18 protein-coding genes are annotated in these 19,488 nt (G+C 43.6%); 5 read left to right on the plus strand and 13 right to left on the minus strand.

The features are described 5' to 3' along the window. Positions 1-19 precede the first annotated feature (19 nt). Positions 20-1,201, minus strand: coding sequence for an SEC-C metal-binding domain-containing protein (locus BLS23_RS22110; protein ID WP_089651460.1), 1,182 nt, complete (start codon positions 1,199-1,201; stop codon positions 20-22). Positions 1,202-1,474: 273 nt separating this feature from the next. Here BLS23_RS22110 and BLS23_RS05060 point away from each other — a divergent pair, with 273 nt between their 5' ends. Next, a complete protein-coding gene (locus BLS23_RS05060) occupies positions 1,475-2,533 on the plus strand; it encodes an SDR family oxidoreductase (protein WP_089651461.1) in 1,059 nt (352 codons plus the stop codon). Positions 2,534-2,649: 116 nt separating this feature from the next. On the opposite strand, the gene BLS23_RS05065 is transcribed toward BLS23_RS05060, so the two are convergent. Together BLS23_RS05065 and BLS23_RS05070 are read right to left on the minus strand one after the other, a co-directional pair. Then, entirely contained in the window at positions 2,650-3,105 is a 456-nt protein-coding gene (locus tag BLS23_RS05065; protein WP_089651462.1) for a flavodoxin, read from the minus strand. Next, the gene (locus tag BLS23_RS05070; protein ID WP_089651463.1) at positions 3,102-3,494 is read right to left on the minus strand and encodes a hypothetical protein; all 393 of its coding nucleotides are present in this window, start codon (positions 3,492-3,494) and stop codon (positions 3,102-3,104) included. Before BLS23_RS05070 ends, BLS23_RS05065 begins: the two co-directional genes overlap by 4 nt. Positions 3,495-3,718: 224 nt before the next feature. On the opposite strand from BLS23_RS05070, the gene BLS23_RS05075 reads away from it, so the two are divergent. Beyond that, positions 3,719-5,503 (plus strand): S9 family peptidase, encoded by a 1,785-nt coding sequence (locus tag BLS23_RS05075; RefSeq protein ID WP_089651464.1) that lies wholly within the window; start codon positions 3,719-3,721, stop codon positions 5,501-5,503. A 40-nt stretch (positions 5,504-5,543) separates the two neighbouring features. Here BLS23_RS05075 and mmuM read toward each other — a convergent pair whose 3' ends face one another. From mmuM to BLS23_RS05100, 5 genes are all read right to left on the minus strand, one after another. Then, positions 5,544-6,482, minus strand: a complete 939-nt coding sequence (gene mmuM, locus BLS23_RS05080; RefSeq protein WP_208599164.1) for a homocysteine S-methyltransferase — start codon at positions 6,480-6,482, stop codon at positions 5,544-5,546. Between the two features lie 38 nt (positions 6,483-6,520). Continuing rightward, entirely contained in the window at positions 6,521-7,084 is a 564-nt protein-coding gene (locus tag BLS23_RS05085) for a hypothetical protein (RefSeq protein WP_089651466.1), read from the minus strand. A gap of 130 nt (positions 7,085-7,214) precedes the next feature. Further along, entirely contained in the window at positions 7,215-7,595 is a 381-nt protein-coding gene (locus BLS23_RS05090; protein ID WP_089651467.1) for a DUF4870 domain-containing protein, read from the minus strand. A gap of 229 nt (positions 7,596-7,824) precedes the next feature. Continuing rightward, a complete protein-coding gene (locus BLS23_RS05095; protein ID WP_089651468.1) occupies positions 7,825-8,439 on the minus strand; it encodes a class D sortase in 615 nt (204 codons plus the stop codon). Positions 8,440-8,757: 318 nt separating this feature from the next. Then, complete coding sequence (locus BLS23_RS05100) at positions 8,758-10,965, minus strand: ATP-dependent helicase (RefSeq protein WP_089651469.1); 2,208 nt, start codon at positions 10,963-10,965, stop codon at positions 8,758-8,760. A 195-nt stretch (positions 10,966-11,160) separates the two neighbouring features. On the opposite strand from BLS23_RS05100, the gene BLS23_RS21685 reads away from it, so the two are divergent. Both BLS23_RS21685 and BLS23_RS05105 read left to right on the plus strand, forming a co-directional pair. Beyond that, positions 11,161-11,334, plus strand: a complete 174-nt coding sequence (locus BLS23_RS21685; RefSeq protein WP_167356014.1) for a hypothetical protein — start codon at positions 11,161-11,163, stop codon at positions 11,332-11,334. A gap of 186 nt (positions 11,335-11,520) precedes the next feature. Then, a complete protein-coding gene (locus BLS23_RS05105) occupies positions 11,521-12,687 on the plus strand; it encodes a DUF4317 domain-containing protein (protein WP_089651470.1) in 1,167 nt (388 codons plus the stop codon). A 212-nt stretch (positions 12,688-12,899) separates the two neighbouring features. On the opposite strand, the gene BLS23_RS05110 is transcribed toward BLS23_RS05105, so the two are convergent. Beyond that, positions 12,900-13,499, minus strand: a complete 600-nt coding sequence (locus BLS23_RS05110) for a class I SAM-dependent methyltransferase (RefSeq protein WP_089651471.1) — start codon at positions 13,497-13,499, stop codon at positions 12,900-12,902. Positions 13,500-13,663: 164 nt separating this feature from the next. Here BLS23_RS05110 and BLS23_RS05115 point away from each other — a divergent pair, with 164 nt between their 5' ends. Beyond that, complete coding sequence (locus BLS23_RS05115; protein WP_089651472.1) at positions 13,664-14,848, plus strand: cation:proton antiporter; 1,185 nt, start codon at positions 13,664-13,666, stop codon at positions 14,846-14,848. A 79-nt stretch (positions 14,849-14,927) separates the two neighbouring features. On the opposite strand, the gene BLS23_RS05120 is transcribed toward BLS23_RS05115, so the two are convergent. From BLS23_RS05120 to BLS23_RS05135, 4 genes are all read right to left on the minus strand, one after another. Then, positions 14,928-15,254, minus strand: a complete 327-nt coding sequence (locus tag BLS23_RS05120) for a four-helix bundle copper-binding protein (protein ID WP_089651473.1) — start codon at positions 15,252-15,254, stop codon at positions 14,928-14,930. Between the two features lie 75 nt (positions 15,255-15,329). Further along, complete coding sequence (locus BLS23_RS05125; RefSeq protein ID WP_089651474.1) at positions 15,330-15,998, minus strand: response regulator transcription factor; 669 nt, start codon at positions 15,996-15,998, stop codon at positions 15,330-15,332. After that, a complete protein-coding gene (locus BLS23_RS05130; RefSeq protein WP_167356015.1) occupies positions 15,973-17,370 on the minus strand; it encodes a sensor histidine kinase in 1,398 nt (465 codons plus the stop codon). The genes BLS23_RS05125 and BLS23_RS05130 overlap by 26 nt, the downstream gene beginning before the upstream one ends. 83 nt (positions 17,371-17,453) lie before the next feature. Next, a complete protein-coding gene (locus BLS23_RS05135) occupies positions 17,454-19,481 on the minus strand; it encodes a heavy metal translocating P-type ATPase (RefSeq protein ID WP_089651476.1) in 2,028 nt (675 codons plus the stop codon). Positions 19,482-19,488: the final 7 nt, after the last annotated feature.

The following is a 19,488-nucleotide window of genomic DNA, read 5'->3' on the forward strand; positions in this document are numbered from 1 at the left end:
CTCCTCTTCGCACAATGGGCTACTTTAGCGATCCACAACATTTCTTATATTTTTTGCCACTGCCACAGGGACAAGGTTCGTTTCGTCCGATCTTTCTCTCTTGTTTAAAAGGGACGACCTTCTCACTGGTTTCTACTTCCGAGGAAGCCTGCTTATGACGAGAGAGCTCAACTGGTTTGTGACCTTTCAACATCCACATCCGGGTATGGTTGTTGGCGTAGACGAAAGTGTCCGCTACTTGCTGCATCACCTGGCGATTAGGGATTTCAAACGCTTCCTGGAATTCTTCCAACAGTTCATTGATGTCCACCCCTTCTTTCAGAAGCTCTCCAAACATATACGCCTGATCGAGGATTTCCTCCTCATCTACATCATAAGAGTTTCGAATCAGCTCCATAAAAGGCTGCATGGCTTCCGACGGATCCGTCGCCCCTGCTCTTAGTAACTGTTCCTTTGAAAAAGGATAATAGGGAACTTCAGGCCGAGATTCGTGCTGGGTCATGAGCTCTTTCTCTTCTTCGAAATCTAGACCGGCGTGGAAAAATCCTCCAGAAATAGTGCTCACTTCATAATAAGAACAAAGCCGCATCACTTCAAAATAACGCTGGATGTCTACTCCCCTTCCGCTAAGTCGCTCCAACGCTGAAATAACCGCCCCGTGTGTGATATACCCATAATAATGGAGCATGCCTTTGGTCAAACGAATCCACTCTGTATTTTCACGGACTTGCTGCTGAAGCTTTTGCCCGTCTGCTTCACGGAACGCCGATCTTAATTCTTTCGGAAGCACCCATACCCGTTTTCCATCATTTCTCGCAGGAAACACCCAGCCGCGCTCGACCATTTTTCTCGCAGTAGAAAAAGGAACGTCTTTTCCGCTGACATGCGCTTCCCCTGCAGCCAGCTTTTTTACCAGTTCATAGGCTCCTTCATTCATATAGGATAGAGTCCGGTGCAAATGTACGGGAAGCAGTTCCTTAAAGTGGGCGATTAAATCTGCTTTATTCAGCGAACTTAACCCTTTAAAGCCGAAATTCTTTCTTATCTCATCCAGTTCTGTTTTCGTCCGTTGTTCCAATACACCCTCAAGATCATCGAGACCAGAGGGATGATTCCAAAATTTCTGTTCCTGCATTCGTTGTCTTTCCTTTTCACGCTTTTGGCTTTCCTTCAAGTTCTTTAACAACTGGCTTTTATTCATAAATGGTACCTCCAAGGACACTCGTATTCTCTGTCCATTCTAACATGTCAGATGCCTATGCTCAGAGACTGCTCGAGAGATCATGATCAATGGGCTGCTTCCAATGTTTTCTCATACTTTTTTCACAACATTCCGTTCGCTATATGTTATCCTTGTATCCACTACGAATGATAGCTAGAGCTGGACAATGTTATAGATTTGGAAATCTTTCATTCTATTATGAACAACACAGCTGTTATATAGACACATGAATGAAACATCGGAGGAGCTAACATGAACATTTTGATTACAGGAGCTACAGGCTTTTTAGGAAAACAACTAGCATTGAAATTGCTGAACGACAACCATAACGTCTATGCCCTAGTAAGAAGTCAGCGTAAAGCGGAAAACCTTAAGGAGGACATTCCTGCAGATGCCAAGGGAAAGCTCCACGTCATCGAAGGCGACCTGTCTCTTAAAAACGCTGGAGTCAGTGAAGAGCAACTCCTTCGTTTGCGAGACCAGATTGACACGGTTTATCACAGCGCTGCCTTCCTTTCTTTTGATGAAAATGAACGTGATAAAACCTTCAAAGTCAATGTGAACGGTACAGAGAATGTGCTTCATCTTGCGCAGGACATTCATGCTGCAAACTTTTATTATGTAAGCACAGCATACACGCTTGGAATGAAACGTCAGGCTTCAGAGCAGTTACACGAAAAGGAGCAGACGTTTGTGAATGCTTATGAAGAAAGCAAATGTCACGCCGAACACCTTGTTCTAGGCTACAATCATACGTTAAATATCAAAATTTTCCGTCCCTCCATTATTATCGGAGATTCAAAAACTGGAGAAGCAGACACGAGTTTCGCATTATATGGAGTCATTCGCGGCCTTGAAATTCTTAAGAAACGAACAGAACGGAAAAAGGAGCTGCAGGACCAAACGTTTAAGTTCTTATGTACAGGTGAGACCAGTCAAAACTTCGTCCCTGTCGACTATGTGGTGGATGTACTCACTGCCGCTCTGAATATGGATCATCCCAAAGCCATCTATCACATTACGAATCCTCATCCGCCGACCAATCGTTTGTTATTTGAAATGATCAAGGAAAAGCTTGATTTTCATAATATCGAGATGGTCCCGTCCGATTACGAGGGGGAATTAACGAAGGAAGAGCAAGTATTCAATGCTCCGATGAGCGTATTCCGTCCTTATTGGAATAAAAACATTTCTTTTGACGACAGTAATACACAGGAACTTCTGAGTAAGAATGGTATGTCTCGTCTGGATATGGACAAATCTATGATAGAACGCATCCTTTATGGAAACAAAACAACAGTCAAAGCATAAACAAGAAGATAAAAACGCAGAGGAGATCTATTATCCTCTGCGTTTTATAATGGTAAAGGCTTTTTGAGAGACTATTGAAATGATGGAATCCAAATACTGGTGTTCACTGAGTATGCCTATGCTTTGACGTTCAGAAAATGGTTGGATACACTCTCTGCAAACTGCGAACACGCATTCAGGTCTTCTTCTGTATCTGGATTCATTTCAATTTTCAACCCTTCTGCAATAAGATCCGCACCCGCTTCTTTCAATTGATCTTCCAACAAATGGACAGCTTCACAGAAACGAGGGTACACGGCATCACCGGATCCGAACACGGCTGCTGATATGCCTGTTAAATCAACATCAGCCAGCTCATCATAAAAATCCTCTACTTCATAGGGTAAATCCCCATCGTTCCATGTATAGGAGCCAATAAGTAAACCATCATATTCTAATAGCGAAGAGACTTCTATGTCTTCTAACTCGCGCATTTCCACCTCATGGTCACAGTCTAAATGAGACTTTAAAAGGTCAGCTATATCCTCTGTATTTCCAGACATACTGGCAAAGCCAATCAGGATCTTCGTCATGACTTACTCCCTTCTGATACAGCTTCATGCGTATATAAATGTTTCATCTGTTTATATGCTTTCGTATACATTTGGAATAAACCTTCATCTTGAACATGTAGAGCCTGATCAATTTTGTATGCTTGGTAATTCATTTGCAACTCTACATCCAACCAAGTCATCAACATCCGTTTTTGATAAAGTTCATCTATAAAACGTGCAGACATGTTGAAAGGCTCTTCCCCTTCTCTCTGGACGCTGACGTTCCACCCGTGGCTTTCTATATAAAAAGGATCGTTCAACACATATAAGCGCTGGCCTATTCCAAAGCGAATCGTTTTGTGACAGCCACAACCTGCATTTCTCCTTTCATATCGGAAAGGTTTAATGACATATAAACAATGTCCCATGGTTGGCTTCACTCCCTATGTAAGTATATAAATATATTAATTGATAACGATTATCATTGTCAATTGTTATTTGATTTTCTTTGAGCAGCTGTTTTATGTATATGGTGTTGAGGAGAACGGTTCACTCTTTTGTCGATTACTCCAGTCACATGCGAGACAAGGAGGAATCAACAAAGGAATGTCGAAACTTGTTAAATGACAAAAAAAGGAATGGAGTTTTGTACATGTTAAAATTCCCGCAACCCGATGTTGAACAATTCTTTCAAACGTATGGAATAGAGACATTTGCCGTAAGTGCGGATGAATCTCAGCTTGTCTTCAGTACAAATTTGAATGGCAAATACAATCTATGGGCGATGGATCTTCCGAATACTTTCCCCTATCCACTAACGTTCCACAATCAAAGCTGTGAGCACGTCACCTACGATCCTAAAGGGAAATTCATGATTGCTGTTGTGGATAAAGATGGCGATGAAAATGGACAAATTTATGCCATACCGCCTGAAGGAGGCCCTCTCCAACCTGTACGTAAAAAAGATGGTGCCCGCCACATCTACCCCTTTTTATCAAAAGACGGAAAGCAGTTGTACTATACGTCAACAAAAGATGACGAAACGTACATGAAAGGCTATCGCTTTAACTTGGAAACTGAAGAGGAAGAAGTCATCGTTCACGGTGAAGGTGGGATGACGGTTCTGGTCGACAAAAGCCCAGAGGAAAAGAGCTTCCTCTATATGAAGGCTTTTTCGAATACATACCAGTTGTATTATGTAAAAACAGGAGAGGAAGACCTTCTTCTTACCCCTTCACCTGAGCCTCAGCACACGGTATCCGAAGCGGTTTTCGTTTCCGAACAGGAAATCTACTTGCTCACCAATTACGAAAGTGACTTTTCCTACCTCGCCCGCTTCAACCTTGAAACGAAGTCTTTTGAAAAAGTCGTGCACGCAGAGGCGGAAGATTTAAAGCACATGAAGTATGATCAAACGACGGAGTCCCTGTATATCATCAGTGAAAAAGGTGTACGTGATCAGCTTTACCGTTATAAGCTGGGCAAGAAGCAACTCGAAAATCTGGAGTCTCCCGTCAGTGTCATCGATCAATTAGTCATTGCTGATTCTGGAACGGTGTACCTTCGCGGTGACTCTGCGACGGTACCTGCTAATCTGTACAAACAGACGGGAGAAGGTTGGGAATCGTTAACGAAATACGGCGTCCCAGGCGTGAATAAGGAGTATTTGACATCACCTGATTATGTCACCTATGAATCTTTTGACGGCTTAGAAATAGAAGCTTTATTGTACCGTCCAAAGCCTGAAAAAGATAATGGCCATATGATTTTTTGGCCTCACGGAGGCCCACAAGCTGCGGAACGCGCTTCCTTCCGCTCTCTCTTCCTGTTTCTCGTCCATGAAGGATACAGTCTTTTCGCTCCGAACTTCCGGGGCTCGACAGGATATGGACAGGCATTTGAAAAAATGATTGAGGGCGACTGGGGACATGCTCCTAGGCTCGATAACGTCGCCGGTCTCGACTGGTTGATCGATGAAGGGTACGCAACGAAAGATAGCATACTGTTGATGGGCGGCAGCTACGGAGGCTATATGTCTCTCCTGCTTCATGGCAGACATCCGGACTATTTCAAAGCGGTCGTCGATATCTTCGGCCCCTGCAACCTGTTCAGTTTCATCGACTCCGTACCTGAACACTGGAAGCCAGCCATGGCCCAGTTGGTCGGTGACCCTGAAAAAGATAAAGAAAAGCTCGACGAAGACTCTCCGATCAACTACCTTGATACGATGACGAAGCCGATGCTCGTCATTCAGGGCGCAAAGGACCCTCGCGTAGTCAAAGCGGAATCCGATCAAGTCGTTGAAGCTTTAAAAGAGAAAGGAAGAGACGTGGAATACATTGTCCTGGAGGATGAAGGACATGGTTTTTCCAAGAAAGAAAACGAAATTCTCGTGTACAGGAAAGTACTGGAATTCTTTAACCGCCATATTCAATAGAAACAAAAAGAAGGGCTCATCTCAGCCCTTCTTTTTGTTTCTATCTTTTCATTTTCCACTTTTCTGCCAACACGCGAATGTGTTGGGGAGTCGTCCGGCAGCACCCGCCGATGACCGAAGCACCTCTTTCAACCCATTGTTGGGATGCATCATCAAAATAGACTGAAGAACCTTCCCCATACCACGTATTGGAGTCTGGGTCATACGTTTCGCCGGAGTTCGGATACATAAGCAATGGCTTGTCTGTATGTTTTTTCAGGACCGCCACCGCCTCTGCCGCTATTTCCATTGGTGCACAGTTCACCCCGACTGAAGCGACTTGGTTGCTATCATTCAGCTCTTCAGCACACGTTCGAAGAGCCGTACCGTCGCTGATTTCTTTTCCATTTTTTAATGTAAACGACATCCAGGCATACGTCTCCGGAAACTCTAATAATAATGTAGCCAATACTCTCGCCTCTTGAAAAGAAGGGATCGTTTCCATTGCTAGGAGATCTGCTCCCGCCTCCACCAACGCCTTCATTCTGGGACGATGAAAATCGACCAACTGTTGATCGGTCACCCCATAATTCCCCGTGTATTCTGATCCGTCTGCAAGATAAGCGCCATATGGACCGATCGAAGCGGCCACTAACGGGGTCACATTGTTACCATAAGAACCTTCTTCCCAATATTCATCTCTGGCGCTCCTGGCAAGCTCAACCGTTTTCTTAATCAACGATAACGATTGCTCTTCGGAAAAGCCCCGTTCCGCAAAGCCAGCAATCGTCGCCTGGTAACTGGCGGTAATGGCACAATCCGCTCCCGCTTTGAAATATTCTTTATGTACTTCCTTGATGGCCTTCGGATTTTCCAGCAGCACTTTCGCTGACCATAACGGATCGTCCAAGTCACAGCCATAAGCTTCGAGTTCTGTCGCTAAAGCACCATCCAGAACCATGACAGAATTTTGTTGAAGAAATTTCTCAATGGGATTCATGTTCAACTTTTGCATCTTTCATTCCCCTTTCTAAAGACCTACCTTGCATATCTTTCCATAATCTCATAGAATGGATCCCATTCATCAGGAAAACCATTATCTCCTGACTTTACGATACTCCTTCCATCCCTGAGCAATTCTAAACTCCATTGCGTTCCATCCATAATTGGAAATTCACTAGAATAACGAGATTTCCAGTTCAGAAGATTCACCGCTTGGATTTCAGCGATGATACGATCGACGGAGGTTTTCCTCAATTGCTTAACATTAACCTTTTCTCCCCCCTCATTCCGGTGCCCCCATTTCATATCTCTTGTTTCGAAGTTGACTTCAACGAAAAACTCCCCTTCAAAGAACCCTCCTATGGAAAAGTTGATTCCTTTTATACGGGCATAAGCTGCCTCTATGGCTTCACGTTTATTCCAACGATATCCGCAATCGTTACAAGAATATTCAGGTCCATCAAACAGAACACAGCAACCGCCCAGCACGACCTTTCCTTCTTCTGCTTGTTGGTAAGCTTCATAGGTTGGTTCCCCATATAAAATGGTGGCTACCTTTTTCGAATGACACCTGGGGCATTGTTTATAAGTAATCGCCATCCGTATGACCTCACTTCTCTGACATCTTATTCAAATGCTTTTTTCACATTTCGACACCTTATCGATTCACTCCTGCTAAAAAGAAGAAACTACCATCCAAGGGAAGATGGTAGCCTAATGGTCATGTATTTTATTTTGCCATCTTCTGAATTTGCTCTTCCGCCATTTTCCCCGTCACCGGTAAATGATACCTTTCCCCCTGATACGCTTTCACCATCAACAAAATCCATAACACCAAAGAAACTGGAGCCATCAATAAGCTGACAAAAAGTCCGATAATCGGAATGAAATTGACAACAAATCCAAAAACAAAAAAGAAACCAAATAAGATTACGGACTGCATGGCATGAAAACGAATGAACTCATTTTCCTTTTCAATGAGAAGGAAAACGATGCCGCTGATAAAGCCGAGCAAGTAGGCAAGCAGACCTCCGACATTTTCCTCTAACCCTGTAGAAGATTTTTTCTCTTCCTCACTGCCTGAAGTTTTCGTTTTTGATTCTTGATCCACCTTCCACCCTCATTTCAAAATAGTTTTTCAACCTAGTACATATGCCCCCTTCCTTTTTACTAATACATATCCGTTTGATTAAAGAGTATGACCAGGATGGCATTAAAACTTCGGTTGATTTCAAAGCATACTTTAATTTTAAGGAGAGGATTCACGCACCAATCTCTTTTTCCTCACACATAACAAACTAAAAAGCCCCTCCTTTCTTCACAAAAGGAGAGGTCTGTCATTATTGTATTTCTTGCTGCTTCACTAAATATGCTTGTACGATAAAAAGCTCAGGTGCAGAACCGATAAAGTCGAACGGATAACGAGTGGTCAATGTCAACGTCGGAGATGATTTGGGGGCCAGGACCGATGTATCTTCCGCGTCCGTCACCCAGATTTTATTGATTTGGTATTCATACTCGATGTTGTTTTCCGTTAAGTAGATAAAATCCCCTTCCACTAAACCATCAAGCCCTACGAAAGTCGTCTCCCTGTGACCGGCGAGTGCGGTGTGGCCACCTTCGGATGGAGATGTCGTAAACGACGTATCATACATTCCGATTCCTTTTTCTAACGTGTCTGGATCAGAACCGTAATACACAGGGTACTTTTTCCCAAGTTTCGGAATCGTCAACTCTTCCATCCCTTCAAAGGTTTCATACGTTTCAGCAGAAACATGGTCCACGGTGTAGGAAGAGTCACCTGGATTTTTAGAAACCGAATAGCTTTGGCGCAGCTCCGTCTGTAATTCTGGGTCATAGGAAACGACCTGACTTTGCATCCACCATTGGTAACCGTTCCATAAAACCATCAAGAGTCCCAGTGTTATGAAGGTGATGCTAAGCTTTCGGATCATCAGACTTCATCTCCTTTGCGTTCAAGTGAAGGATTAGATTTTCTTCTTCTGAACAATAGAAACGCGCCATACCGACCGGGTAAGAAGGACTCGTTTCCGCGAGTGGTGCACATTTTTCATCACTTCGGGAAAAGATTTAACTTCTAAGATCTATGTTATAGGTTTTTTATTAAGTGAACGATAAGCAGAGGTGAAAGAGGTGTAAAAGAATGTTAATGTGACGGTTGAAGAAAGAAAGTTTCCAATTAAGTCCCTGATAAAATGTTAAAAAAAAGATGCCTCGATCCTATGGACCTGGCACCTTCTGGGTGGGTTCTATTAACGTTTCATACCTTCTGTACTCTTACTCAACAATCCATTGTCTAAACAAACCTCTAACAACAGTTCTTTGTAACCTGCTTCTACAAATTGGATGCCGATCTGGTCGGTATCATATTCCTTGATGACACCGGGACCGAACTTCCGATGAATGATGGGTTTTCCAATCTCCACCTCATCCATTTGGAGCAGGTTTTCATCTGATAAATCAGGAGCTTGACGCTTCCGCTTTCTCAGCGTCTTCTTCTCTCCTTCCGGCTGAAGAATCCTCCTCACATTCATCAAAAAAATCGATTCTGTCACGCGTTCACTGCCTTTGTAGTTGTACGTCAACAACTCAAGGTTTGTCCTTGCGCGTGTCATTCCAACATAGAAAAGACGGACGGCCTCCTCCATTGGTCCAGCTTCCTTATTTCGGTACGTTTCCATATCATCCTTCGACGGAATGACGCCATTAACGAGGTCGATCATGTACACTTTGTCATATTCAAGACCTTTGGCACTATGGAACGTTGTCAGCGTCAGAGCGCTTTTGTTTTTATTGTACTTAGATGTTTGAAGAAGCTTCTCCAACTCCTTTAAACGATCAGCAAAACCTTTCAGTGAGCCTAATCCCTCGGCAATCTTTTCAAGGGTGTTCAAAATGTTCATCAGGTGTTCGGCATTGAAGCCGAATTTATCGGACATCTTTTGGAGCGCATGATCGTAACCAAGCTTTTCCCTGATCGTGCGGATCGCTTGGGCGGGCTCCATTTCGTTGATGTCTTTGAACAGCTTTTTTGCCTTTTTGATGTTCTTCGATTGATAGTCAGGCAGGTCCCTTTCCAAAAGCCGATCGAAAACGGACGCTTGGCTATTTTTCTTTTTCAAAAAGAAAATCTGCTTTTTCGAAATGTAAGCATTGAACTTCGTATGAATCCGCTCGAGAATATCGACGCGGCGATCATTGTAGGAAAAACGCATAAAGTTCAGGATATCCTCTACGACCCAGTGTTTGAAAAACTTCGGATCGATGTCTTTCATATAAAAATCAATGCCGGATTTATCGAGCTGATCAGCGATCGGTACAGCCGATGCGTTGTTGCGGTAGAGAACAGCCACTTCTTCTCCCGGCTCTCTTTTTTTCAGTTGTTCCGTGAGATACTTCAACTGCTTTTCATAGTTGCTCAAGTTTTTGATCTCGATTGGAGTGTGCGCCTCATTTTCCGTGAACATTTCTTTTGCATACCGCTTTTTATTGCGTTTGATGAACTGGTTGGATACCTTCACAATGTCCTGCGATGAGCGGTAATTCTGGGACATCGTCAGAACGGTTCCGTTCGGATACGTTTCTTCAAAGTCCAAGAGTTTGTCGACATCCGAACCGCGCCACATGAAAATCGACTGATCATCATCCGCTACGACACAAAGGTTGTTCTGCGGTTTTGCCAACAATTCAACGATTTCATGCTGAACCAGCGAGTTATCCTGACTTTCATCTGTCAAAATGTATTCAAACTGCTGCTGATACTTGGATAGGATTGCTGCATCGTCCAATAAGATTTCATGGCAATACGTGAGCATATCATCAAAATCAAGCAACAATTTAAACGGATCCTTTTTCTTAAATGCTTCATACGATTGGTAGATGGACGATGCCTGTTTCACCTGACAAGGCACCCGGTCGAGCTCTTTCCCTTCAATCATACGGTTCTTCACAAAACTGATGTACCTCATCAGCTCGTCCATCTCATCATCCGTCATCTGCACACCATTCGCATCTTCATATAACTTTTTCAAAATAAACTTCTTATGAAGAGGAACCTCTGGCCCGTCCCAGCCTTTTTTCAATTCTTCATCACTTATATTTCCTTCAATCAGCTGGAAGTCTTGACCATTCTTCCGCAATGATTCACGGACCACTTTGTAGGCGAAACTGTGGATGGTGGAAAAGTGGACCTTTTCATTCGTCAGACCGGAAAAGAAACGATCGAAACGTTCTGACATATCCCGTGCTGACGCTTTACTGAACGTGACCGCCATGATTCGGTCAGGGTCAACGTTTTTCTCGAGGATCAAATAACCGATCTTCATATTCAGTGTCGTCGTTTTCCCTGAACCCGGTGACGCAAGCAAAAGCAGCGGCCCGTCCGTGTGCACCACCGCCTGTTGCTGAACATCGTTCAAAAGGACACCCGTCTCTTGTTCCATCCGCTCAAAAAAATCCATACCTGTCCTCCTCCTTTCCGTTCAATATACAACGAAAAATAGATGGAAGAAGGCACACACGCTTCTTCCATCTATTTTTTTAACTTCACTTATTATACATTGGATTTCTTATCGTTTCTAGATGAATTTCACCACTTCCTTACATGAGAAATACAATTCCGTTTCATAATAAAAAGGAGACGGAGGTGAACAATCATGGCGAAAAGAACAAAGAAACACGATGCTGAGCAAAAGAACAAAAAGGGATTTGACCCGAAAAAAGCCGATACTGAATTTTCTCAGGAATTCGGCAGCGCAGCAGCTAACGAAGCTCATAAACAAGAAGCCCAAAAAGCGCGCAAATCCAAAAAAGCAAAACAAGATAACTAATATGATGAGGGTTCCTTCATTAAGGAACCCTCCTTGCTTCACATAACTTCGGAAACCTTCATATGGGAAGATGGTGTCTAGTCTCGCTTTTTACCTCCCCATAAACATCTCGAAATCCTCAGTCGATTCTATATTCTCTGTGTTAAAATGAGAGAATCATGGAACGAATTTAGGAGTGAACGATGGATGGACAAAAAAGACATTGCCGGCATCCGCAGGCAGCTCAAAGTGGACAATGACCTATTGAAAATCAAAAATATTTTCAACGTCTATATCATGAAAGAAACGACAGAAATTTATCATCATCAGAGCCAGCCATTTGAAATGCTCGATAAAGATCAGCAAGAGCTTTATATGAACAATTTCAAAAAGCTTCTCACCGGGCAGCTCGATGAAAAACTGTTCGAACTGAAGTTTCAGCGTGAAGCCGAAGATAACAGCCAGCTGATTTTACATAAAGGTCTTCTAAGTAACCATGTGGACGACTGGAAGGAACAAATGCTTCAAATGACAGAAAAAATCATCCGCGATCATCCCTATGAAAAGGATGTTGTCATCTCCTTCATCCGCGCTGAATATATGAAGCCTACGAGACGCCGCAGCGAAGAATCAGAGGAAAGCAGTCGCGACGCCGTTTATTCGAACCCGTTCATCCTCTGCAGCATCAATAAAACAGAAGATCCGAAAAAAGAAATTCAGTTCGACTATATTGAGAAAGAATTCAAATATAAAATTGAAGTCGATCCTGTCATCGATTTGAAAAACCCGATGACAGGCTTCCTTTTCCCAGGAATTACAGACGGTGCTTCGGATGTAAACCACATCCTCTACTCTGCCGGAAAAGCGAACGAACCTGACTACCGTTTCATTGAAGACGTGTTAAACGGGGAAGAAATCATGACGGCTAAAGAGGATAAAGCCATTTTCGAAGAAGTCATCCGTGACGTCGTCGGGGACCAATTGAGCCCTTCCACCCTTGCCAACGTCTACGGGGAAATCAACCGTACCGTCGAAGAAAACGAAGACGATACTCCCCCGAAACTCGACTACAGAGATGTCGAACGCGTATTGAAATCGAGCGGCGAACAGGTCGATTCAGAGAAAGTGAAACACGCATTTGCTCAAATTACCGATAATGAAGGCTATGAGCTGAAAGCAAGCAGTATCGTACCAAAATACAATTCGAAGTCGATAAAAATCAATACGAAAATCGCCAATATATCGATCAGCCCCCAGGACCTTCAGTATGTCAGACAGGTCAATTACAAAGGGAAACGCTGCATTATGATTGAAGTGGAAGAAGATGCCGAGGTTGATGGATTTAAAATGCTGCCGGAGGCTTTTGGTGAATAAGCACCAAGCGACGGCACTTTAGAGACAAAAAGAAATCCCTGCTCCCCTTTCAGAAAGGGGAGCAGGGATTTTCACGAGTCTTGGTTGATATTTTTCATTTTTAATTGATATTTTTGAATTATAATTGATATATTCGATTTTCAATTGATATATCATAACTTTAATTGATATCCGTAATCTACCCACTTTCAGTTGTGGCAGGGCTCGTTTCCTCATACTCGAATGAATGCCTGAATCACATGACCGACACCTGTATGCCGTTCTCCTTCAGTCCGGTCCGCTTCACCATAGTAAAAATGCAGGCATTCGTACTCACTGATCCAGTGCAGAACATCTTCAGGAGAATATAGCATGCGTTTATCTTTCGGACCTCCGGTACCATAGGCAAGCTGGTCCTCAGAATAGACTTCAAAGAGGACAACCCCTCCAGGTTTTACCGACCGTATCATCTGCTCAATAAGAAACGATTGACTCTCTTTCGGCACATGACCAAAGACCATAACAGCTGCATCAAACTGGGCAGCTTTCATTTCTTTTTTCGTCAAATCCGCCTGAACAGTATCTATATGAACGCCCTCTTCTTCTGCCAACTGTTCAGCTTTGGTCAGTCCTTCATCCGATTGATCGAATACCGTTACCTGATGCCCCTGTTTCGCCAGGTGGACAGCATTTCTTCCTTCCCCCTCCGCGAAACAACCTACGTATCGGGCTTCTTTCAACTGTTCAGTCATTTCAACTACGAACGTATTCGCTTGTTTCCCGTACACATACGTTTCTTTTGAAAAGCTCTTATTCCAAAACTCTTTAGACACTCCATATACCCCCTTTTGTATATTGCTTTTATCATAAGCATAGCACGGGTTCACTTTCTTATGCGAAAAAAGCAGCTTGATATCATATAGATTATATAAAAGAAGTTTCATTATTTCTTCCAAAGGATAATGGCAAACCATACATAGAAAAAGGAGGTTCGACCATGTCCATCACACAAGGAATCCTACTATTGTTCATCGGTTTTTTCATCTTCACACTCGATAAAAAGCAGGAAAACCTTCCTGTACCAACGGTTCTCGTCTTTATTGGAATCGCATTATCTTTCATCCCTTATTTTTCTTCCATCGAAGTGACAGAGCATATGATTTATCATGTGTTTCTCCCTGCTCTATTATTTGTGTCCGCCTACCGTTTCCCGGCGGAACAGTTCAAAAAGCATATGGGCTTTATCCTTTTTCTAGCTACTGCCGGGCTTCTGTTGACGGCCGGAATTTTAGGAGCACTTGTTTATATTGTCAGTGGACCTTTTATCTCCCTCTCTCTCATCGGTGCTTTATTGCTCGCTTCCATCCTAACGCCAACGGATCCGGTTTCCGTTGTATCGATCTTAAAAAACTCTACAGGCGATGAAAAGATAGCAGATGTGGTAGAGGGGGAATCCCTTCTGAATGACGGGACGAGTATCGTCATGTTTTCTGTGCTTCTGGGCATTTATACGAGCAGTGAAGATTTCTCTCTCTTCTCATTTACGAGCGAGTTTTTAGTCGTTTCCTTAGGTGGGGCTTGCTTGGGTACCGTGTTCGGCTGGTTGATGAGTAAAGGGGTTCATTACACCCACAACAAAGAATATCAGGTGATGCTAAGTATCGTTGTGGCCTATGGAATATTCAACCTGGCGGAAGCCATTGGAGTATCAGGGGTTCTCGCAACAGTATCGGCTGGTCTTATGCTCTCCTTTGAATACGGTCGAACCATAAAGGAAGAACATTTCAAAGAGTCATTGGACGGTTTTTGGGGCATCGTCGAGATTTCGCTGCTTTCTCTATTATTCCTACTGATCGGTATTAAGGCCGCTCCCTATTTGAGCACACCTGTCTGGGGATTTGCTTTTCTCGTCTTCCTGCTATCGATGATCGTCCGGTTCCTCATCATTGCAGGCAGTACAACCCTTTTCCCCCATTGGCGGAAAGAAATTTCCTGGCGTGAATCAACGGTGATCTCATGGTCCGGCCTTAAAGGAACAATGTCCGTGTTTCTTATTTTAAGTTTTCAAGTTCAGCAGACGGGTGGACATGAATTGTTTCTATCATTAGCTTTTGCGACGGTATTGATTTCTCTCGTCATCCAAAGCCTCGGGGTCTATCCGCTTTCAAAGAAATTGCTATAGTCTCTCCTTCATTAAGGCACAAAAGCATTCTCTACAAAAATAAAAACAGATCAGCTCTTCAGCTGATCTGTTTTTTAGGTTACGCAATCTTTCTACAAGCATCGGCACACTCTTGGCAAGCTTTCGCGCATGCTTGGCAATGGTCATGATCATGCTTCGCGCATTCTTTACCGCAATCATCACAAATTTTCGCACATACAGATGCGAGTTCCGCCACATAAGGAGTACCTCTCGTGATCGCTGCTTCTAAGTATCCACAAATATCTGCACACTCACGATCCAAACGAATACACTCAGCCATCATTTTCACGTCTTCTTCTTTGAGACAAGCATCATAGCAATGGTTGCATGCCTCCATACATTCATGTAAAACCTTCAGCGTTTCCTGATCCTGCTGGTGAGCCATAAATAATTCCTCCTTATCATTTTGATCTTACATTGTTATAATACCGAGTACCCGTATAAGTAAACGTGTTTTTTACTAATTTATCCATTTGTATCCGACACCCCAAACCGTTTTCAAGTGGTCATTAATTGGAAACCCTGAGCGTCGGATTTTCTCACGGATGTGACGGACATGGGAATCAATCGTTCTTCCGTCAGTATCTGATTGGATGCCCCACACGAGATCGAGCAGATCATTCCTATCATAGACATGATTTGGACGTCTGAGCAGCAGTCCTAAGAGTTGGAACTCTTTCGGAGTCAACGGGATTTCCTCGCTCCCAAAGTGTAATTCATAGGTATCACTATTCCACTCCAAGCCATTTATTTCGATAGAGGATTGTGGATGTTCTCTCCGCAATAATGCTTCTATACGGGCGATCAGGATCTCTTCATCGAACGGCTTGGTTATGTAGTCATCCGCTCCTGTTTTCAAACCTTGAATGACGTCTTCCTTCTGATCTTTGGCGGTCAGCATAATGATTGGAACCTTACTGAATGTACGTATTCTCCGGCACGTTTCCATTCCATCCATATCCTTCATCATAATATCCAGAAGCACAAGGTCGTAAGAATAAGTCCGTAACTCTTCCAACCCTTCTGCCCCGCTCCTAACTTTGTGAACCACATATCCGTGAGGTACCAAATACAGTTCTAATAAGTCCAACATTCGCTTTTCATCATCGACTAAGAGTATTCTTTTCATAGTTATCTTCCTTTGGCCAAGTGATCGAGATGGTCAATCCCTCATCATTGAAAGCTTTCACGACTCCCCCGTGCATTTCAATGATTTCGCGCACAATGGAAAGGCCTAGTCCCGTTCCTCCGATTTCTCTGGATCTCGCCTTATCTACACGATATAACCGTTCGAATAAGGATGGTAGAGAGTTCTCAGGGACCCCGGGCCCGTCATCAGATATCTTGATGGTCACGTGCTGTTTTTCGCTTTCCGCTGTAATCATTATCTTTGTTTCTGCTCCTCCATAACGAAGAGCATTATCCACGATGTTATGAATGACCTGTTTCAATCGCATAGGGTCCGCATAAATCATCGTTTTTGAAGGAACATCCACGAACAATTGGGCTTTCTTTTCCTCTAAGACGGGTCGCAGATGATCCTTTACTTCCATGAGAACCAAGGAGAGATCAACGAATTGAGGTTCAATAACAAACGAATTTTCATCCATTTTTGCTAGTTGAAAAAGTTGCTGAACCATGTCCGTCAAATGAGTGGCTTCCTCTTTAATGATGTTCAAATAGTGATCTTTATCTTCGGAGGGTGTCTTCTTTTTTGACGCAACATCTGCATAGCCTTTGACATAAGTTAGAGGTGTCCTCAGTTCATGAGCGATCGCAGATAAAAAGTCGTGACGCTCTTTTTTTATTCGTTCGAGATCTTCAGATAATCGGTTGATCGAAGAGGCAAGAACCCCCAGTTCATCATTCGGATGTTCATCCAGATACTCCTCCACTTTTCCGGTACTTAAGTTCTCTGTCACTTCTTTCATTCGAATAAGGGGACGGGTAATAAACTTGGATAGAGCGACAACAATCAGGATCGTAACCAAGATAAGGACGACCATAACGAGGAGAAACTGGCGTGTTAGATGACCAATGATACTGCGAATCACTTCAGAAGGAGAAAACATGAACACATTTCCTATATGTTCATTCCCCACGATGATTGGGGAGACTGTGGCCACGTATGGCTCTGTTCTCCATTCATCCTCAATGACCCGCTCTTTCTCTTCTCCCTTTCCGTCAATCGCTTCATAAAACACATCCGGGTAAGGCTTCTCATTAAACGATTCCGATAAGATGTTTCCATCCCCATCTGTAATGATGACCTCCGTAACAGCTTCCGATTCCATCAAGGCTACGTGAGCGAGAGTAGATTCATCAAAATAATTTTCTAACACATCACGGTGACCTGCACCACGCGTCAACAGCCCCTCCATCACTTCATTGATTCGATGGGAAGAAACGGTTGTATATAATACCGCAAAAAGCAAAAGTTCGATTAAAATCATAGAAATTAAGAAAAGCAATCCTAATTTGATTGATATTTTATTCCTCATATAACCTCTCATTTTTAAAGGGGGAAACCTATTTTTTTCAATACTACCCTCTATTTGTGCAGAATCTGTGCAGGAAACTGAAGTCAGGAAGCTTTAAGAAGTTTTGCGTTAATTGCCACAATCACTGTGCTCAGACTCATGAGAACAGCTCCCACAGCAGGACTTAACACGATGCCTACAGGAGCAAGTACACCTGCTGCCAGCGGAATGGAAAAGATGTTGTACCCTGCTGCCCACCATAAGTTCTGGACCATCTTCTTATACGTGTTTTTGGATAAGGTAACTATGGATACGATATCTCTTGGGTTGCTCTTCACTAGTACAATATCTGCCGTTTCCACCGCAACATCGGTTCCGCTTCCAATAGCAATTCCTACATCGGCAGTCGCGAGAGCCGGCGCATCATTGATTCCATCCCCGGTCATGGCCACTTTCCTGCCTTCTGCCTGTACTTTTTTCACTTGATCCGCTTTGTGATCCGGCATGACTTCCGCATATACTTCATCAATGCCGATTTGTTCAGCCACCCAGTCAGCCACTCTTTGGTGATCCCCTGTGAGCATGATCGAGTGGATCCCTCTCTCTTTTAATTCAGAAACGGCTTGCTTCGCCGAATCCCGGACCATATCAGCTAATGCAACCATACCAATATAGTTGTCATCCACGAGGACAAACACGACCGTTTTCCCTTCTTCCGATAAGCGGCTGAACGTGTCCTGATCATAATCGTGGTCGTGCTCTTTCATATAACCCGGGCTCATGACTTTCACTTCTTTTCCATCCACGGTTCCCTTCAATCCCTTTCCGGTGACAGAATCAAAGTCTTCCACCTTCCCAAGGGAGATTCCCCGGTCTTCTGCTTCCGTCAGAATACCTTGAGCCAATGGGTGTTCAGAGTTCTGTTCCGCACTTGCTGCCCAGTAGAGAAGGTTCTTTTCATCGTCTTCTTCTGGAATAAGGTCAGTTACGCCGAACTCCCCTTTTGTCAGTGTCCCTGTTTTATCAAAAATAACGGCATCCACGTTACGTGCATTTTCGAACTGTGTCCGGTTCCTTATAAGGAGCCCCTGTTTTGCAGAGAGTGAAGTGGAAACTGCGACAACCAGAGGTGCTGCCAATCCTAAGGCGTGAGGACATGTGATGACCATGACAGTGACCATACGTTCTAAGGCTACATCCAATGAAAAACCTAAGGCGAGCCACACTACAAACGTTGTGATCCCCGCTCCCAGAGCCAGGTAGAACAACCATTTAGCCGCACGATTAGCGAAATCCTGTGCTTTGGATTTTGAGTTTTGTGCTTCTTCCACAAGTGTGATGACTTGCGATAAATAGGTGTCATCTCCTAACTTTTCTACCTCCAGCGTGAGACTTCCTTCTTTATTAATGGAACCGCCGATCACTTCTTCTCCCGCTTCTTTCTCTACCGGCACCGACTCACCAGTCAGCATGGATTCATCAATCGCTGACTTTCCATCTATAATTTTCCCATCGACCGGAATTTTCTCTCCCGGCTTCACGAGTACACGATCATTCTCTTTCAGTTCATGGACGGGCACATCTTCGACTTGGTCGTCCTCTGTCAGGCGGTGGGCCTCACTCGGCATCAGTTTTACCAATTCCTGTAGAGCATTAGAAGCCCCCATCACGGACTTCATCTCAATCCAGTGACCCAGGAGCATAATATCGATCAAAGTAGCCAATTCCCAAAAGAAATTTCTTCCCGACCATCCGAATACGACGAGGGAACTGTAGGCATAAGCCACGAATATGGCGAGTCCGATCAGAGTCATCATCCCGGGATTTTTATTTTTCAATTCATCGAGGGCCCCTGTTAAGAACGGCCACCCTCCGTAGAAGAAAACGAAGGTAGCTAAACCAAATAAAACATATTGATCAAACGGGAATGTGAAGCTGAATCCCAAAAGCTCTTGAATCATAGGTGAAAGGACCAGAATAGGTATTGTAATAATTAATGATATATAAAACCTTCGTTTGAAATCATCGATCATCGCTCCGTGATCATGACCTTCGTGAGAATGATCATGGCCCTCATGAGACTCTTCATGATGATGTTCTTTATGTTTTTCATGAGAATGTTCTTCACTCATCTTTTAA

Source organism: Halobacillus aidingensis (assembly GCF_900104185.1).
Classification (GTDB): domain Bacteria; phylum Bacillota; class Bacilli; order Bacillales; family Halobacillaceae; genus Halobacillus; species Halobacillus aidingensis.

Coding starts and splice junctions, on each gene's coding strand:
- BLS23_RS22110 (WP_089651460.1), bottom strand. CDS start 1,201: ATGAATAAAAGCCAGTTGTTAAAGAACTTGAAGGAAAGCCAAAAGCGT.
- BLS23_RS05060 (WP_089651461.1), top strand. CDS start 1,475: ATGAACATTTTGATTACAGGAGCTACAGGCTTTTTAGGAAAACAACTA.
- BLS23_RS05065 (WP_089651462.1), bottom strand. CDS start 3,105: ATGACGAAGATCCTGATTGGCTTTGCCAGTATGTCTGGAAATACAGAG.
- BLS23_RS05070 (WP_089651463.1), bottom strand. CDS start 3,494: ATGGGACATTGTTTATATGTCATTAAACCTTTCCGATATGAAAGGAGA.
- BLS23_RS05075 (WP_089651464.1), top strand. CDS start 3,719: ATGTTAAAATTCCCGCAACCCGATGTTGAACAATTCTTTCAAACGTAT.
- mmuM (WP_208599164.1), bottom strand. CDS start 6,482: ATGAATCCCATTGAGAAATTTCTTCAACAAAATTCTGTCATGGTTCTG.
- BLS23_RS05085 (WP_089651466.1), bottom strand. CDS start 7,084: ATGGCGATTACTTATAAACAATGCCCCAGGTGTCATTCGAAAAAGGTA.
- BLS23_RS05095 (WP_089651468.1), bottom strand. CDS start 8,439: ATGATCCGAAAGCTTAGCATCACCTTCATAACACTGGGACTCTTGATG.
- BLS23_RS05100 (WP_089651469.1), bottom strand. CDS start 10,965: ATGGATTTTTTTGAGCGGATGGAACAAGAGACGGGTGTCCTTTTGAAC.
- BLS23_RS21685 (WP_167356014.1), top strand. CDS start 11,161: ATGGCGAAAAGAACAAAGAAACACGATGCTGAGCAAAAGAACAAAAAG.
- BLS23_RS05105 (WP_089651470.1), top strand. CDS start 11,521: ATGGACAAAAAAGACATTGCCGGCATCCGCAGGCAGCTCAAAGTGGAC.
- BLS23_RS05115 (WP_089651472.1), top strand. CDS start 13,664: ATGTCCATCACACAAGGAATCCTACTATTGTTCATCGGTTTTTTCATC.
- BLS23_RS05120 (WP_089651473.1), bottom strand. CDS start 15,254: ATGGCTCACCAGCAGGATCAGGAAACGCTGAAGGTTTTACATGAATGT.
- BLS23_RS05125 (WP_089651474.1), bottom strand. CDS start 15,998: ATGAAAAGAATACTCTTAGTCGATGATGAAAAGCGAATGTTGGACTTA.
- BLS23_RS05130 (WP_167356015.1), bottom strand. CDS start 17,370: ATGAGGAATAAAATATCAATCAAATTAGGATTGCTTTTCTTAATTTCT.
- BLS23_RS05135 (WP_089651476.1), bottom strand. CDS start 19,481: ATGAGTGAAGAACATTCTCATGAAAAACATAAAGAACATCATCATGAA.